Consider the following 16,294-nt stretch of genomic DNA (forward strand, 5'->3'; position numbering starts at 1 on the left):
GTGCGCTGCGCCGTCGGGCCGGTCACACCCCGGCGGGCGGCGACCGGAGCACCCCGTGCCCAGCAGCGAAGACGCTGCCGGGCGCCCCCGCGCCGAACGGTAAACTCGCGGGGTGAGCACGCCAGAGAACCCCGCCCCCGAGAACCCCGCCGAGTCCGCGCACACCGCCCCCGCGGCCTCGCTCGAGACGACCTCCCACCGCTACACGCCCGCCCTCGCGCAGGACATCGAGCTCCGGTGGCAGGACGCGTGGGAGGAGCGCGGCACGTTCTTCGCGGCCAACCCCTCGGGGCACCTCACCGACGGCGAGGGCAGGCACGCCGACGGCCGCTCGCCGTACTTCATCATGGACATGTTCCCGTACCCCTCGGGCGCGGGCCTGCACGTGGGCCACCCGCTCGGGTACATCGCGACCGACGTCGTCGGACGCTTCCGACGCATGTGCGGCGACAACGTGCTGCACGCGCTGGGCTACGACGCGTTCGGCCTGCCCGCCGAGCAGTTCGCGGTGCAGACCGGTCAGCACCCGCGCGTCACGACCGAGGCCAACATGGCCAACATGAAGCGCCAGCTGCGCCGGCTCGGCCTGGGGCACGACTCGCGCCGCTCGTTCGCGACGATCGACCCCGAGTACATCCGCTGGACCCAGTGGATCTTCCTGCAGATCTTCGAGGCCTGGTACGACGAGGACGCCGAGCGTCCCGACGGCGGCACGGGCCGTGCGCGCCCCATCACCGAGCTCGTGGCCGAGTACGCCGCAGGTACGCGTGCCGTCCCCGGCCACCCCGAGGGCACCCGCTGGGAGGACCTCGACCGCGTCGCGCAGCGCGCCGTGATCGACCCGCAGCGCCTGGCCTACGTGTCCGAGTCGCCCGTGAACTGGGCGCCGGGCCTGGGCACCGTGCTCGCGAACGAGGAGGTCACGTCCGACGGTCGTTCCGAGCGTGGCAACTTCCCCGTCTTCCAGCGCAGCCTGCGCCAGTGGAACATGCGCATCACGGCGTACGCGGACCGCCTGGCCGACGACCTGGACCTCATCGACTGGCCGGAGAAGGTCAAGTCGATGCAGCGCAACTGGATCGGTCGCAGCGAGGGCGCCACCGTGCGCTTCGCGATCGACGGTGCGATCGGCGGGAGCAGCCCCGTCGGCGACGTCGAGGTCTTCACGACGCGCCCCGACACCCTGTTCGGCGCGACGTTCATGGTCGTCTCGCCCGAGCACCCGCTGCTCGACGAGGTCCCGGCCGAGTGGCCCGACGGCACGCACGACGTCTGGACCGGCGGGCACGCGACCCCGATCGACGCCGTCGCGGCCTACCGCAAGGAGGCCGCCGCCAAGACCGCGGTCGAGCGCCAGGCCGACGCGGGCAAGAAGACCGGCGTGTTCACGGGCCACCTCGCCGTGAACCCCGTCAACGGTGTGCTCATCCCCGTGTTCACCGCGGACTACGTCCTCATGGGCTACGGCACGGGCGCCATCATGGCGGTCCCCGGCGGCGACGAGCGCGACCACGCGTTCGCCGAGGCCTTCGAGCTGCCCGTGGTCCGCACGGTCGCGGCCCCCGAGGACCACGAGGGCGCCTGGACCGGCGACGGCGAGATCGTCAACTCGTCCAACGACGAGATCTCGCTCGACGGCCTGAGCGTGCCCGACGCCAAGCGCGCCATGATCGAGTGGCTCGAGGCCAAGGGCATCGGCAGCGGCACCGTGACCTACCGCCTGCGCGACTGGCTCTTCAGCCGTCAGCGCTACTGGGGCGAGCCGTTCCCCATCGTCTACGACGAGAACGACCAGCCCATCGCGCTGCCGGACTCGCTGCTGCCCGTCAACCTCCCCGAGGTCCCGGACTACTCGCCGCGCACCTACGAGCCGGACGACGCCGACTCCTCGCCCGAGCCGCCGCTGGGCCGCAACGAGGACTGGGTCAACGTCACGCTCGACCTGGGCGACGGCCCCAAGACCTACCGCCGCGACACCAACACCATGCCCAACTGGGCAGGGTCGTGCTGGTACTACCTGCGCTACCTCGACCCGGCGGACACCGAGCACATGGCCTCGCCCGAGCTCGAGAAGTACTGGACCGGCCCCGGGCACAACGCCACGGCCGGCCCCGCGGGCGGTGTCGACCTGTACGTGGGCGGCGTCGAGCACGCCGTGCTGCACCTGCTCTACGCGCGCTTCTGGCACAAGGTGCTCCTGGACCTGGGGCACGTGACCAGCACCGAGCCGTTCCACAAGCTCTTCAACCAGGGCTATGTGCAGGCCTATGCGTACACCGACTCGCGTGGCGCGTACGTGCCCGCGGAAGAGGTCGTCGAGGAGAGCAGCGGCGATGAGGTCCGGTACCTGTGGAAGGGCGAGCCCGTCAACCGTGAGTACGGGAAGATGGGCAAGTCGCTCAAGAACGTCGTGACGCCCGACGACATGTACGAGGCCTACGGCGCCGACACGTTCCGCGTGTACGAGATGTCCATGGGACCGCTCGACCTGTCGCGCCCCTGGGACACGCGCGCGGTCGTCGGCTCGCAGCGCTTCCTGCAGCGGCTGTGGCGCAACGTCGTGTCCGAGGACTCGGGCGAGACGACGGTCTCGGAGGAGCCCGCGGAGGTCGCGACCCTGCGCCTGGTCCACCGCACCATCGCCGACGTGCGCGTCGAGATGGAGCACATGCGCTCCAACACGGCGATCGCCAAGCTCATCGCGCTCAACAACCACCTCACGGGCCTGGACCGGGTGCCCCGCGAGGCGATCGAGCCGCTGATCCTCATGGTCGCGCCCATCGCGCCGCACATCGCGGAGGAGCTGTGGTCCCGGCTCGGTCACCCGCAGTCGCTCGCGCACGAGCCCTTCCCGGTCGCTCTCGACGAGTACCTGGTCGAGGACACCGTGACGTGCGTCGTGCAGGTCCAGGGCAAGGTCCGCAGCCGGCTCGAGGTCTCGCCCTCGATCGGGGACGACGAGCTGCGCGAGCTGGCCCTGGCGGACGCGAACGTGCAGCGCACGCTCGACGGGCGCGGGATCCGCACGGTGATCGTGCGGGCGCCCAAGCTCGTGAACGTGGTCCCGGCCTGACGTTCGTCGCTTGAGTGCGTGATTCGGCTGCGACTCGCCGGGCGTGTCGCAGCCGAATCACGCACTCGACGGCGGGTTGTCCACAGATGACCGGCGGGCCCGCCCCTGGGCGTGCGAAAGGCGGCATCGTGGCGGCATGTCGAACCCTCAGGTGCCGTCCGTCGTGCTCCGGTCGCGGGACGCCGCGAGCCACGGACTGACACGCCACGAGCTCGGTCGGCCCTGGTGGGAGGCCCCGACCCGCGGCGTCCGCGTACCGGCGGGCAGCATCGACGGCATCGCCGCTCGGTGCCGGGCTGCGCTCGAGATCCTGCCGTCCGCTGCGGCGTTCAGCCACGTCACGGCACTACGGCTCCTCGGGATCGAGGTGCCCTGGCGGCTGGACCGGTCGTCGGCCGAGGCGGGTGGTGGGCCGGGGGAGCGGCTGCACGTCGTCGTGCCACGCAGGGACCTGCGACCGCAGCGCGACGACCTGGTGGCTCACACCTGCACCCAACCGGCTCTCGCCGTCACGACGTGGCACGGGATCCCGGTCACCACCCCGGCGCAGACGTGGCTGCACCTCTCGCACGGGCTGAGCGTGAACGAGCTGGTCGTCCTCGGAGACGCCATGACCCGCCGGAAGGGCCCTGCGACCTCGGTCATCGAGATGCGCAGGCTCCTCGGGAGCACCCACAGGATGAGGGGACTGGTGGCGTCGCGGGTGGCGATCGAGCACGTCGTCGGCGGAACCGACTCCTCGATGGAGTCGCGGACCCGGATGATCCTGGTCGACGCAGGGCTGCCGTGCCCGGAGGTCAACATGCCCGCCCTGGACCGGGCGGGATCATTCCTCGCCCTCCCGGACATGTCCTACCCGGCGCTCCGGATCGCGATCGAGTACGACGGGGACGTCCACCGCACCGACCCCGGGACGTGGCGACGTGACGTCGAGCGTCGACAGCGGCTCGAGGAGGCGGGTTGGCTGATCATCACGGTCACGGCCGACGACGTGATGCGACACCCCGAGAGGTTCATCCGGCGGGTGCGGGCGGCCTTGGCCCGTTGAGTGCATGATTCGGCTGCGACTCGCCGGGCGTGTCGCAGCCGAATCACGCACTCGACGGCGGGCCGGACAGCCCTGGGCTCACCGCCGCCGCGTCCCGAACACCGTCCGCGTGATCTCCCGGCCGAGCTGCGTCGCCATCGACCCCAGGAACTTGTCGAGCCCCGACGACGCGGTCGACTTCCGGGCCGTGCTCGTCCGCGTCCCGCTCCCGGCGCGCGCCGCGTCCCGTTCGAGCTTGGCGCGCATCTTCTCGAGCTCGTCGGCCTGCTTCTTGGCCGCCTTGTCGGCCTCCTTCTGGGCGGCCTCCTGCTCCTTGGCGAGCTGCTCGGCGAGCTCCGCCTGCTCGGCCGCGGCGTGCTGCGCGGCGATGCGCGCGGTGAGCAGCTCGTACGCCGACTCGTTGTCGACCGCCTCGGCGTACCGCGCGGCGAGCGGCGACCCCGCCACGATCCCGTCGATCACGGTCTCGGGCGCCGGCTCCATGGACGACTGGGGCGCCCGGACCCGGGTCCAGGCGACCGGCGTGGGGGCGCCCTTCTCGGTCAGCACCGTGACCACGGCCTCGCCGGTCCCGAGCGACTGGAGCAGCTGTTCCAGGTCGTACGGCGACGTGGGGAACGTCCGCACGGCCGCCCGCAGGGCCGCGGCGTCGTCGGGCGTGAAGGCGCGCAGCGCGTGCTGGACCCGGTTGCCGAGCTGGGCCAGGACGTCGGCGGGCACGTCCTTGGGGCTCTGCGTCACGAAGAACACGCCCACGCCCTTGGAACGGATGAGGCGCACGGTCTGCACGACCTGCTGGAGGAACTCCTTGGACGCGCCCGTGAAGAGCAGGTGCGCCTCGTCGAAGAAGAACACGAGCTTGGGCTTGTCGAGGTCGCCGACCTCGGGCAGGTCCTGGTACAGGTCCGCGAGCAGCCACATGAGGAACGTCGAGAAGAGCGCGGGCCGGTCCTGGACGGCGGGCAGCTCGAGCGCCGAGACGGTGCCGCGGCCGTCGGCCGCGACGCGCAGGAGCTCGGTCGTGTCGAACGCGGGCTCGCCGAAGAACACGTCCGCCCCCTGCGCCTGCAGCGTCACGATCTCGCGCAGGATGACCCCGGCCGTGGCCGCGGACAGCCCGCCGATGCCCTTGAGCTCGGCCTTGCCGTCGTCCGAGGTGAGGTACGCGATGGTCGACTGCAGGTCCTTGAGGTCGAGCAGCGCGAGGCCCTGCGTGTCGGCCCAGTGGAAGATCAGGCCCAGGCTCGACTCCTGCGTGTCGTTGAGCCCGAGCACCTTGGAGAGCAGCAGAGGCCCGAAGTCGCTCACGGTCGTCCGGATCGGGATGCCCTTGCCGAGCCCGCCGAGCGAGTAGAACTCGACCGGATAGGTGGTCGGCTTCCAGTCCTGCCCGATGCTCGCGGTCCGCTCGAGGATCTTCTCGCCGCTCGCGCCCGGCACCGCGAGCCCGGACAGGTCGCCCTTGATGTCGGCGACGAACGTCGGCACCCCGGCGTCGGAGAGTCCCTCGGTCATGCCCTGCAGCGTCTTGGTCTTGCCCGTGCCGGTGGCCCCGGCGACGAGCCCGTGCCGGTTGAGCATCGCGAGCGCGAACCCGACCTGGACGTCGGCGCGTGGGACGGGGTCGCCGGGCGTCCGGTCGGGCGCTTCGAGCAGCGCGCCGAGCGCGAGCGTCCCGCCCTTGGTGGCGTAGCCCGCGGCGACCTCGGCGGGGTACCCCTCGAGCGGCCCGGGGGAGGTGCCCGACGGCGGAGCGTCCGCGGGAGGAGCGGCGTCCGTCGGAGCGGGGCCGGCTTCGTCGCTGCCCGACGGCGGAGCGTCCGCGGGTACGGCGCTCGCCTCGGCGGTGGCCTCGGACCTGGCCGGGACGGCGGGTCCCGACGGTGCGCCACCGGCTGGCGCGCCCGGGGCCGACGAGGCTGCAGCGGCCTGCGCCGCCTCGAGCGCGGCCTGGGCCGCGGCTGCCTTCGCCTCGGCCGCCTCGGCAGCTGCCTGTGCGGCGGCGGCCTTCAGGGCGGCGAGCTCTGCGGGGGAGGGGGCTGCGTCGTCGGGCATGTCTCGGATCCTAGGGCGGTGCCGGGGTGAGCGCGCGGCGCACGCACGCCCTCGCGGGCCGACCGCGTGCGACCGCAGGGGCACGCCACGTAGGATCTCCCGAAGATGAGTCCTGCCAAGCCTCCGGCCGTCCACGTCGTCACGGACTCGACCGCCTCCCTTCCCCCGGGTGACCGCCCGTCCCTGTCCGTGGTGCCGCTGCAGGTGCTGGTCGGTGACGAGACGTTCCTCGAGGGCGTCGACGTGTCACCCGACGACGTCGCCGCCAGGATCGGCTCGGGCCAGCGCGTCACGACCTCCCAGCCGACGCCGCACGCCCTGGTGCAGGTCTACGAGGCGGCGGCCCGTGCGGGGGCGCGCTCGGTCGTCTCGATCCACCTCTCGGGAGACCTGTCGGGCACCGTGCACGCGGCGGCCCTCGCGGCGACGCGGTCGCCGATCCCGGTGCGCGTCGTGGACTCCCGGACCGTGGCCATGGGCCTGGGGTTCGCGGCGCTCGCTGCGGCCGACTCCGCGGCGGCCGGTGCGACGATCGACGAGGTGGCCCGGCGGGCGATCGGGGTCGCCGACTCGAGCCGCGCGATCTTCATGGTCGACTCGCTCGAGTACCTGCGGCGCGGCGGACGCCTGGGGGCCGCGGCGGCTGCGCTCGGCACGGTGCTGGGCGTGCGCCCGCTCCTCGCGGTGCGCGACGGTCGGATCGAGGTGATCCAGAAGGTCCGGACCCGGGCTGCGGCGGTCGAGCGGCTCGTGCACGTCGCCGTCGAGTCGGTCGAGCGGCGCGCCGAGCCCGAGCTCGCGGTCCACTTCCTGGGGGACGACGCCGCGGCGACCGAGGTCGCCGAGCGGCTGCTCGACGCAACCGGGGTGCGGGCTGCGGTGACTCCTGTGAGCGCGGTCGTGGGCGTGCACGCGGGACCGGGAGTCCTGGCGATCGTCGTGGCCGACCGCGCGACCTGAGGCTCTGGGCGGTGTCTGGCCGTGCACAGGCGGGTTCGAAGGCACCTCCTCCACAGGGGATCCCTGATGCCCCGCGAGGCGTGAGCGGACGCGCCTAGCGTGCCGGGGTGACCTTCTCCCGCGTGCGCCGCTCGCACGACACGACGCCTGCTGACCCGCTCGCCGAGCCGCCGGGCGAGGACGGCGCGGCCCGGCTGCGAAGGCTGCGGAGCGTCCCGGGTGCGGCACCCGGGCCCGCGGCCGTCCGGGGTGCGTCGGCCCCGTCGGTGCGGGGGGCCGAGCCTGCGGACGGTTTCTCGTCCGTGACTCTCGACCCGGACCTGAGGCCGGAGGAGCGGCAGGACCCCGGGCCGGAACCGGCGTGGTGGAGCGTCTCGGCGGGCGTGGCGACCGAACCCTCGACCGACGGTCGAGGGCCCGGTGAGGAGGGACGCGGCCCCTTACGCTCGACCTCACGTCGAGGGTTGGTCGACGGGGGCCTACGGCCGTCGAGCGTGCAGGACGGCCCCGCCGGGACGCGCGGCGCGCTCGACGCGGTCGCCGCCGCGTACACCGCGGCGAACGGCCACCCGACGTCGCACGCGGGATTCGAGCACGTGCCCGACGGCGGTCCCCGCCGCTGGTCCGTGGCCGCGCGGACGGCCGTGGTGGCGGCGGTCGCGGTCCTGCTGCTCGCGGTCGGTGTCGGCGCGTGGACCCTTCGGGGAGATGGCGACCTGCGCCCTGTGGCGACGCTCGCCGACCCAGCGACCGCCTCCGAGGGCGGCGCCGGGCCGGGCGGGCAGGCGTCGAGCGAGACCAGGGCCTCGGACGACGGGTCTTCGACCGCGCCGGGTGCGACCGAGGCGAGCGACGTCGGGGCGACCGGTGCGGCCGGGGCGAGCGACGTCGTCGTGCACGTGGTCGGCGCGGTGGGTGCTCCCGGGCTCGTGACCGTGCCCGAGGGGTCACGCGTGGCCGACGCGCTCGCCGCCGCAGGGGACGCCACGGCTGAGGCGGACCTCGCGGGCGTCAACCTGGCGCGCGAGGTCGTCGACGGCGAGCAGATCGTCGTGCCCCGCCCGGGGGAGGTCGTCGCCGCGGCGCCCGGTCCCGCGACCGCGCCGGGCAGCGAGGCCGGACCCGTCGACCTCAACTCGGCGGACCAGACCGCGCTCGACGCCCTGTCGGGGATCGGGCCCGTGCTCGCGGCCCGGATCGTCGAGTGGCGCGAGGCCAACGGGAGGTTCACGAGCGTCGAGGAGCTCGGGGAGGTGAGCGGGATCGGCGACGCGCTGCTCGCGAGGCTGCGCGACCAGGTACGGGTCTGAGGTGGGGAACCGATCCCCGGCCAGAGGCGCCCCTGTGCCCGCGAGCGCCCCGACGACCCCCGCTCCGGGCGTGGCCCCGGTGCCCACGCCGCGCCATGTCTCGGCCACCGACCTGCGGCTGGTCCCGGGTGCGCTCGTGGCCTGGGGAGTCGCGTGGTGGCTCACCGCGGCAGGGTCCAGGACGGCCCTCGTGGGAGCGGCGGCCGCTGCCGGACTGCTCGCGCTGATGGGCATGCTGCTGCTCGTGCGGCGGGCCCGCCCACCCCGTGGGCTCGGTCAGTGCGTCCTCGTGACGGCGTGCGCGCTCGCGGTCCTGCTGGGCGGGACGGCCGACCTCGTCGCGCGGGAGCGTGGGGGAGCCGCGGACCTCGCGGGCCAGGGGGCGACGGTCGAGGTCGTGGGACGGGTCGTCAAGGAGCCCGTCGTGGTCGTGAACCCGTGGTCGGGCGCGTCGGACAGCGTCCGCACGGCCCTGGACCTGACCACGGTCGAGGGGAGAGGTGTCGTCGCGCCGGGTGGGGGGCAGATCGGGGTGCTGGGCGACCTCGCCTGGGGCGAGGCCGACTACGGGGCCGAGGTCCGCGCGTCGGGCCGGCTCCTGCCTGCCGGCCCCGGCGACCGGACGGTGGCCACCCTCGTCGCGAGCGGGCCGCCGGTCGTGACCGCGCCGCCCTCCCGGGCGCTGGGCGTCGTGGGCGTGCTCCGCGCGGACCTGCTGACGGCCTCGGACGGTCTGCCCGCCGACGCCCGTGCGCTGCTCCCGGGCGTCGCGGTCGGCGACACCTCGCGCATCGACGACGAGCTCGACGCGGCCCTCAGGACGACCGGCCTGACGCACGTCACCGCGGTCTCGGGCGGCCACTTCGCGATCGTCGTGGCGACCGTGACGGCGCTGTGCGCGCTGGCCCGGGCGCCGCGCGGTGTGCGCATCGGGGTCACTGGCGCGGTCATGGCGGGGTTCGTGCTGCTCGTCCATCCCGACCCGAGCGTGCTGCGTGCCGCGGCCATGGGGGTGGTCGGGCTGGTCGGGATCGGGCTGGGGCGTCCCTCGCGCGCTGTGCCCGCGCTCGCGGCCGTCGTCGTCGTGCTGCTCGTGCTCGACCCGTGGCTCGCGCGCTCGTACGGGTTCGTGCTGTCGAGCGTCGCGACCGCCGCCCTCGTGCTGGGCACCCAGCCCGTGGCACGACGTCTCGCGCCGTGGATCGGCAAGGGGCTCGCGTTCGCGCTCGCGGTCCCGCTCACGGCCCAGCTCGCGTGCGCGCCGGTCCTGGTCCTGCTCGACCCGTCGATCGCGACGTACGCCGTACCGGCGAACCTGGTCGCGGCGCCCGCGCTCGTGCCCGCGACGGTGCTCGGGGTGCTCGCCACGCTCGTGGCCCCCTGGTTCCCGCTCGGAGGGGTCGTGCTCGCGTGGCCCGCGGGCCTCGCGTCCTGGTGGATCGCGGCGGTCGCCCGGTTCTTCACCGGGCTGCCCGGGGCGCGCGTGCCGTGGCCCGGTGGTGCGTTGGGCGCGACGGCGCTCGCCCTGCTGACCCTCGCGGCGCTGGCCCTGGTGTGGCGCTGGCGGCGTGTGGCGGGCCTGCTGGGCGTGCGGGTCCCGTGGAGCCGGGGGAGCGGCTGGCCGCACACGTGGCGCACGGCGGTGCGCGCGGGCGTCCGGGAGGCGTTGGCTGCCCGACGGCGGCGCGCGACCCTGCGCCTCGTCGCGGCGTGGGCCGTGGTCGCCGTGGGAGCGGTCGGGTGCGTGGTGATCGCGTGGCCCCGCTGGATCGCACCGGCCGGCCGGGACGTCCCGGCGGACTGGGCCGTGGCCGCGTGCGACGTCGGCCAGGGGGACGGGCTCGTGGTCCGGACCGGCGACGGGCGCGGACTCATGATCGACGTCGGTCCGGCGGGAGACGCCGCAGGGCGGTGCCTCGACGACCTGGGGATCGAGCGCCTCGACCTGCTCGTCCTGACCCACTTCCATGCCGACCACGTCGGGGGGCTCGGTGCGGTGCTCGACGGGCGCCAGGTGGGACGAGCGCTCGTGACCGGGCTCGGTGACCCCGCGGAGCAGGCTGAGTGGGTGCTCGACGACCTCGCCGACCGAGGTGTTCCCGTGGAGGTGGCCGAACCCGGTGCGGGCGGCACGCTCGGCGACGTGTCGTGGGAGGTGCTGCAGGCGGGCTCCACGCCCGGTCCCGACGCCTCCGGAGACGGACGTCCCCGTCTCGCCGAGGCCGACGGGGGAGCCAACGACGCGAGCATCGCGCTGCGTGTCGTGACCCCGTGGCTCACGCTCGTGGCGCTCGGCGACCTGGAGGCTGGGGGACAGGAGACCCTCGACCGGACGCTGCGAGCCCGCGCGGGCGACCCGTCGGTCGACGTCGTCAAGGTCGCGCACCATGGCTCGCGCGTCCAGTCCGCACGCCTTGCCGCGACGCTGAGCCCGGCGGTCGCGATCGTCAGCTCGGGCGAGAACACGTACGGGCACCCTACTCAGGAGGCCCTCGACCTCTACGCGGGCGTGGGAGCCGCAGTCCTCCGCACGGACCGATGCGGGACCTTCGCGCTCGTCGTGCGGGACGGGGCGCTCGCGGTCGCGGGGTGCGACGACGGGTGACGGGGACGGACGAGCCGGCCGTCGGCTGCTGAGGGCCCCGCCCCAGGTGCCGCGCGCTGGTGAGTCGTGCCCCGCCAGGGGTCGGCGATGTGCCCTCGGTGGGTGGCCCGTGGGATCGTTGTGCCCATGGCTCCCGCTCCCTCCCGCACCTCTGCCCGCCCGTCCGCGACGCTCCCCTGGAACGCGGTCGAGCTCGCCCCCGTGGTGCTGGTGCAGGGACCGGAGGGTCTGCTCGCGGAGCGCGCCGTCGACTCGTTGCTCGAGCTCGCACGGGCCCGCGATGCGGAGGCGGAGAAGTCAGAGATCGAGGCGGTGACGTATCAGTCGGGCATGCTGACGGTCGCCGCGAGCCCGTCCCTCTTCGGTGAGCCCAAGTTCGTGGTCGTGCGGGGCGCCGAGGCCGCGGCCGACGCGCTCATCCCCGACGTGGTGGACTACGTCGCCTCGCCGGACCCGGAGACGACCGTCGTGATCGTGCACGGCGGCGGCGTCCGAGGCAAGAAGATGCTCGACGCGATCCGGGCGAGCGGCGCGCCGGTCGTGGCGTGCGAGGCCATCAAGAAGGACGCCGACAAGCTCTCGTTCGTCGCCGCCGAGTTCAAGGCGGCGGGTCGCCGTGCCGACGCAGCGGCCGTCAAGGCCCTCGTCGAGGCGCTCGGTAACGACCTGCGCGAGCTCGCGAGCGCGTGCGCCCAGCTCGTGGCGGACACGACCGGCACCATCGGCGCCGCGACGGTCGACAAGTACTACGGCGGTCGCGTCGAGGCGAGCGGTTTCCGCGTGGCCGACGCGGCCGTGGCGGGCAAGGCTGGTGAGGCAGTGTCCCTGCTGCGCCACGCGCTGGCGACCGGCGCGGACCCCGTGCCGCTCGTCGCCGTGCTCGCGATGAAGCTGCGCACGCTCGCGAAGGTCGCGGCCATGCGCGGGCGGGGAGGGGCGTCGGCCAAGGACCTGGGCCTGGCCCCCTGGCAGATCGACCGGGCTCGCAAGGACCTCTCGAGCTGGACCCCTGAAGGCCTCGCGGCGGCGATCACGGCGGTCGCTCAGGCCGACGCCGAGGTCAAGGGCGGCGGACGCGACCCGGTGTTCGCGGTCGAGCGCGCGGTACTCGTGATCGCGGGAGCGCACGGCACCGGTCGGTGACCCTGTCCCGGAGCACCACCGGCGGTGCTACCCAGGGCCGCAGCGCGATCAGGGTCAGGCCGGCCGGGGAGGACGACCTCGCGAGCATCGCGGGAATCGAACGCCGCGCGGCGCGCGGCGCAAACCTCGACCAGGTGCGCCTCGCCATGGCCGACCCGGGACGGTTCGTGGTCGTCGCGACGATCGACGATGCCGTGGCGGGGTGGGCGAAGACGCACTGGTGGCAGTACGCCGACGGGCCCGCTCCGGTCGGACACTACCTGGGCGGGATCACGGTCGACCCGGCGGCCCGCCGTCGGGGCGTCGGGGCCGCGTTGACCCAGGCACGCATGGACTGGATCTCGGGTCGCGCCTCGTTCGTCTGCTACGTCGTGAACGCTACGAACGCCGCGTCGATCGCGCTCCACCGCCGGTGGGGATTCCACGAGGTGGCGCGCGCCGCGTCGTTCCACACGATCCGGTTCACGGGAGGCAGCGGCGTGCTGCTGCGGGCCGGGCTGGACGGGATGCGGCAGGAGGCCTGAGGGCCACCCCCGGACGCACGAGAGGCGCTGCTCCGTGGAGGGAGCAGCGCCTCTCGACGTTCACCGTGCTGCCCGAGGTGGATCAGGGGCGCACAAGGTCACGCGTGGAAGGGAGTGTCAGGCTCAGAGAGCGTTGACGGCCTTCGCGAGTGCCGACTTGCGGTTAGCAGCCTGGTTCTCGTGAATGACACCCTTGGAGACTGCCTTGTCGAGCTTCTTCGACGCGACGACGAGGGCGCTGGTTGCGGCCTCCTTGTCACCGGCGGCGACGGCCTCGCGAACGCGGCGAACGTTCGTCCGGAGCTCCGACTTGACAGCCTTGTTGCGCAGACGAGCCTTCTCGTTCGTCTTGATGCGCTTGATCTGAGACTTGATGTTAGCCACGTGTGGACTTTCTGGTGTGTTCGCCGAAGCGATCGAATAGGTCGTAGAGGGCGATTCCAGCTCCGGGACTGGGGGTGGGGAACCCTTGGAGAGGAGCTGGAACTGTGCCCGCCGACCTGGGCGGACACGCGACCACCAAGACTACCAGCCGACCGCAGGATCGGCCAGAACGCTGGAACGCCGCCCTTCGTGCGGCCCGCGCCGCCCTTCGTGCGGCCCGCGCCGCCCTTCGTGCGGCCCGCGCGCGCCCCGTGCGGCGCCCTGCGCAGGGGCAAGCAGACCCCGACCCCACGGTCTCGTGCCGGGACGCAGGCCCGGACGGAGCCTCAGACCTTGCCCATCTCGCGGATGATCGTGTCGAACGTCGAGCGGCCCATGACCGCCCCCTCGCGGCGCACGGCGCCGGGGTCGACGCGGATCACACGGTCGAGGCGCACCTCGGAGTCGCGCCCCTGGGCGTCCCAGGGACCGGAGCCGATGTCGAGCCAGTGCCGGCCCCAGCGGGCCTCGTCCGCGGCGTCGCGCGAGTGGTCCTTGCTCGTGAGCATGATCGCGAGCAGCCAGCCGCCGTCACGCCCCACGAGCAGCACGGGACGGTCCTTGCCCTGGGTGAAGTCCTCCTCGTAGGGGACCCAGGTCCACACGATCTCGCCGGGGTCCGGGTCGCCGTCGAGCTGCGGCGCGTACTCGGCGCGCACCCGGCCGGTGTAGTCGCCGGGGTAGGTGCCCGCGCCGGGCTGGGGCCCGCGCGTCTGGGCGGGGGCGGGCTTGCGGCCCGCAGGCCGCGTGCTCGCGGCCCCTCGCGGGGCTCCCGCCGTGGTGCGCGGCCCCGGCGTGGGGCGGGCCGTGCCCGACGACGGCGTACCGGACCCGGGTCGGGGAGCGACACCGCGCGGGGTGCCCGACGTCGTCGGGCCGGAGGTCGTACGACCCGTGCCCGAGCCACCGGACCGCGACGAGCCGCCGAGCGCGCCGAGGATCGCGCGGGCCGCGTCCGTGAGCAGGGAGATCCACTTGTTCTGAGCCACGCCCGCAATCTACCGGGAGCGTGCGGTGCGTTCGGAGGCGTCCCGTCCGTCGGCGGAGGGGTGAGCCGTGCCCGTGCGGGCTCGTGGGACAATGATGGTTGCTGTCCGACCCTGCGCGCGGCGACCAGCGACCTGCCGGGCAGAACCCGGCGGCTCACGCTCCGTCGTCGAGCACCGAGCCGCAGGTCCGGGCGCCGTCCGCCGCCCCGTCTTGACCCACCACAGGAGCGCACCCCCGTTGTCCCCGATCCCCAGCGCCCAGCTGAGCACCCGCATCCAGCCCGCGGCGACGCCGCCCGAGCTGCTGCGCAACTTCTGCATCATCGCGCACATCGACCACGGCAAGTCCACGCTGGCCGACCGCATGCTGCAGCTGACCGGCGTCGTCGACGCGCGCGCCATGCGTGCGCAGTACCTCGACCGCATGGACATCGAGCGCGAGCGCGGCATCACGATCAAGTCGCAGGCCGTGCGCATGCCGTGGGCCGTGCGAGAGGGTGACGACCCGGACGACACGTCGGCGCCGCTCGTCCCCTACGCCCTGAACATGATCGACACGCCCGGGCACGTCGACTTCACGTACGAGGTCTCGCGCTCGCTCGCCGCGTGCGAGGGGGCCGTGCTCCTCGTGGACGCCGCGCAGGGCATCGAGGCGCAGACCCTCGCGAACCTGTACCTCGCGATGGAGAACGACCTCGCGATCATCCCCGTGCTCAACAAGATCGACCTGCCGGCCGCGCAGCCCGAGAAGTACGCCGAGGAGATCGCAGGCCTCGTGGGCGTCGACCCCTCGACCGTCCTGAAGGTCTCGGGCAAGACGGGCATGGGCGTGACCGAGCTGCTCGACCGCATCGTCCAGGAGGTGCCGGCCCCTCAGGGCGACGCCGACGCCCCGGCACGCGCCATGATCTTCGACTCGGTCTACGACACCTACCGTGGCGTCGTGACCTACGTCCGTGTGGTCGACGGCAGCCTGAACCCGCGCGAGAAGATCGTCATGATGTCGACGCGCGCGACGCACGAGCTCCTCGAGATCGGCGTGAGCGCGCCCGAGCCGCACCCCACCAAGGGGCTCGGCGTGGGCGAGGTCGGCTACCTCATCACGGGCGTCAAGGACGTGCGCCAGTCCAAGGTCGGTGACACCGTGACCAACGCGGGCAAGCCTGCGGAGGACGCGCTCGGTGGTTACAGCGACCCCAAGCCCATGGTGTTCTCGGGCCTGTACCCGATCGACGGCTCGGACTACCCGGTCCTGCGCGACGCCCTGGACAAGCTCAAGCTCAACGACGCGGCGCTCAACTACGAGCCCGAGACCTCGGTCGCGCTCGGCTTCGGCTTCCGCGTGGGCTTCCTGGGCCTGCTGCACCTCGAGATCGTGCGCGAGCGCCTCGAGCGCGAGTTCGACCTCGAGCTCATCTCGACCGCGCCGAACGTCGTCTACGAGGTGACCCTCGAGGACCGCTCGGTCGTCACGGTCACCAACCCGAGCGAGTTCCCGGGCGGCAAGATCGGCGAGATCCGTGAGCCCGTCGTCAAGGCCACGATCCTGTGCCCCACCGAGTTCATCGGTGCGGTCATGGAGCTGTGCCAGGGCAAGCGTGGCGTGCTGGGCGGCATGGACCACCTCTCGCAGGACCGCGTCGAGCTGCGGTACACGCTGCCCCTCGCAGAGATCGTGTTCGACTTCTTCGACCAGCTCAAGTCCAAGACGCGTGGCTACGCGTCGCTCGACTACGAGCTCTCGGGCGAGCAGGCGGCGGACCTGGTGAAGGTCGACATCCTGCTCCAGGGCCAGACGGTCGACGCGTTCAGCGCGATCGTGCACAAGGACAAGGCGTACTCGTACGGCGTCATGATGACGGAGAAGCTCAAGGAGCTCATCCCGCGTCAGCAGTTCGAGGTCCCCATCCAGGCCGCCGTGGGCGCGCGCGTGATCGCCCGCGAGACCATCCGCGCGATCCGCAAGGACGTGCTCGCCAAGTGCTACGGCGGCGACATCAGCCGTAAGCGCAAGCTGCTCGAGAAGCAGAAGGAGGGCAAGAAGCGCATGAAGACGATCGGTACGGTCGAGGTCCCCAAGGACGCGTTCATCGCGGCGCTGTCCTCCGACGGCGCGGGCAGCAGCGGCGGCAAGGACGCGAAGGACAAGTCCAAGAAGTGATGT

11 protein-coding genes are annotated in these 16,294 nt (G+C 73.3%); 8 read left to right on the forward strand and 3 right to left on the reverse strand.

The window, feature by feature from the left end:
• Positions 1-112: 112 nt before the first annotated feature.
• Positions 113-3,073 (forward strand): leucine--tRNA ligase, encoded by a 2,961-nt coding sequence (gene leuS / locus ASE27_RS12625; protein ID WP_056650735.1) that lies wholly within the window; start codon positions 113-115, stop codon positions 3,071-3,073.
• A gap of 136 nt (positions 3,074-3,209) precedes the next feature.
• Positions 3,210-4,121 (forward strand): endonuclease domain-containing protein, encoded by a 912-nt coding sequence (locus ASE27_RS12630; protein ID WP_056650738.1) that lies wholly within the window; start codon positions 3,210-3,212, stop codon positions 4,119-4,121.
• 78 nt (positions 4,122-4,199) lie between these two features.
• On the opposite strand, the gene ASE27_RS12635 is transcribed toward ASE27_RS12630, so the two are convergent.
• Positions 4,200-6,176, reverse strand: coding sequence for a helicase HerA-like domain-containing protein (locus ASE27_RS12635; protein ID WP_056650741.1), 1,977 nt, complete (start codon positions 6,174-6,176; stop codon positions 4,200-4,202).
• 105 nt (positions 6,177-6,281) lie between these two features.
• On the opposite strand from ASE27_RS12635, the gene ASE27_RS12640 reads away from it, so the two are divergent.
• From ASE27_RS12640 to ASE27_RS12660, 5 genes are all read left to right on the forward strand, one after another.
• A complete protein-coding gene (locus tag ASE27_RS12640) occupies positions 6,282-7,136 on the forward strand; it encodes a DegV family protein (RefSeq protein WP_056650744.1) in 855 nt (284 codons plus the stop codon).
• Positions 7,137-7,630: 494 nt separating this feature from the next.
• Entirely contained in the window at positions 7,631-8,446 is an 816-nt protein-coding gene (locus ASE27_RS19825) for a ComEA family DNA-binding protein (RefSeq protein ID WP_157257590.1), read from the forward strand.
• A 34-nt stretch (positions 8,447-8,480) separates the two neighbouring features.
• A complete protein-coding gene (locus tag ASE27_RS12650; RefSeq protein ID WP_235535435.1) occupies positions 8,481-11,051 on the forward strand; it encodes a ComEC/Rec2 family competence protein in 2,571 nt (856 codons plus the stop codon).
• Between the two features lie 126 nt (positions 11,052-11,177).
• Positions 11,178-12,194 (forward strand): DNA polymerase III subunit delta, encoded by a 1,017-nt coding sequence (gene holA / locus ASE27_RS12655; RefSeq protein ID WP_056650747.1) that lies wholly within the window; start codon positions 11,178-11,180, stop codon positions 12,192-12,194.
• Entirely contained in the window at positions 12,191-12,718 is a 528-nt protein-coding gene (locus tag ASE27_RS12660; RefSeq protein ID WP_235535436.1) for a GNAT family N-acetyltransferase, read from the forward strand. Before holA ends, ASE27_RS12660 begins: the two co-directional genes overlap by 4 nt.
• 123 nt (positions 12,719-12,841) lie before the next feature.
• Here ASE27_RS12660 and rpsT read toward each other — a convergent pair whose 3' ends face one another.
• Complete coding sequence (rpsT, locus tag ASE27_RS12665; protein ID WP_056650751.1) at positions 12,842-13,102, reverse strand: 30S ribosomal protein S20; 261 nt, start codon at positions 13,100-13,102, stop codon at positions 12,842-12,844.
• A 326-nt stretch (positions 13,103-13,428) separates the two neighbouring features.
• Positions 13,429-14,130, reverse strand: a complete 702-nt coding sequence (locus tag ASE27_RS20650; protein WP_082608888.1) for a type II toxin-antitoxin system PemK/MazF family toxin — start codon at positions 14,128-14,130, stop codon at positions 13,429-13,431.
• Positions 14,131-14,368: 238 nt separating this feature from the next.
• Here ASE27_RS20650 and lepA point away from each other — a divergent pair, with 238 nt between their 5' ends.
• Positions 14,369-16,291: a translation elongation factor 4 gene (lepA, locus tag ASE27_RS12675; RefSeq protein WP_056650754.1), complete on the forward strand. Its 1,923-nt coding sequence runs from the start codon at positions 14,369-14,371 to the stop codon at positions 16,289-16,291.
• Positions 16,292-16,294: the final 3 nt, after the last annotated feature.

The sequence above is a fragment of the Oerskovia sp. Root918 genome, assembly GCF_001428945.1.
Classification (GTDB): domain Bacteria; phylum Actinomycetota; class Actinomycetes; order Actinomycetales; family Cellulomonadaceae; genus Oerskovia; species Oerskovia enterophila.